The sequence below is a fragment of the Bradyrhizobium algeriense genome, assembly GCF_003062295.1.
Taxonomy (GTDB): Bacteria; Pseudomonadota; Alphaproteobacteria; order Rhizobiales; family Xanthobacteraceae; genus Bradyrhizobium; species Bradyrhizobium algeriense.
Map to the genome: position 1 here is coordinate 1 of NZ_PYCN01000219.1, position 518 is coordinate 518.

1 protein-coding gene is annotated in these 518 nt (G+C 62.9%); it reads right to left on the reverse strand.

Annotated elements, in window-relative coordinates; all coding sequences use genetic code 11:
• Window positions 1-518 (reverse strand): transposase (locus tag C7G61_RS43200; protein ID WP_145963856.1); only part of this gene is annotated, 518 nt, incomplete at both ends.

The following is a 518-nucleotide window of genomic DNA, read 5'->3' on the forward strand; positions in this document are numbered from 1 at the left end:
GGTGCTTATGGCCATCCGCAACGCGGACACGGCGGGCCGTGAAGAGACATGTCAGCCGACCTTTGGTGCCCCGCCGCCAGCTGACCCTTTGCCATTTGCCTTCGGCCAATAACGCTTCAGCAGAGACTGGTGGCTGATCAGGGATGTGGTATTTGCGGGGCTTTCCGGTCTTCGCGATGGGGAAGATCAGGGCAATGTCGGCGGGATAGACGTTCTGGCGCCGCGACAGACCCACCGCCCACAGCAGACCGCGCTCGCTCAAAGCCTGACGGAAAGGCCCGCTGGAGCCGTACCCAGAATCGGCAAGCACACAGCCGAAACGCACACCGGAGGCGATGACGCGGTCGATCTCCTCGATCGCAATCTCCGGCTTTGTCAGAGCAGTCTGTCCATCCTTCGGCACACCGGCCCGCGCCATGCGCTCAGGATCATTTGTCCAGTTCTCGGGCAGGAACAGCCGCAGGCCCACCGTCACCGGCACTTCCCGCGACGCCAACGTTAGCGAGACTAGCGACTGA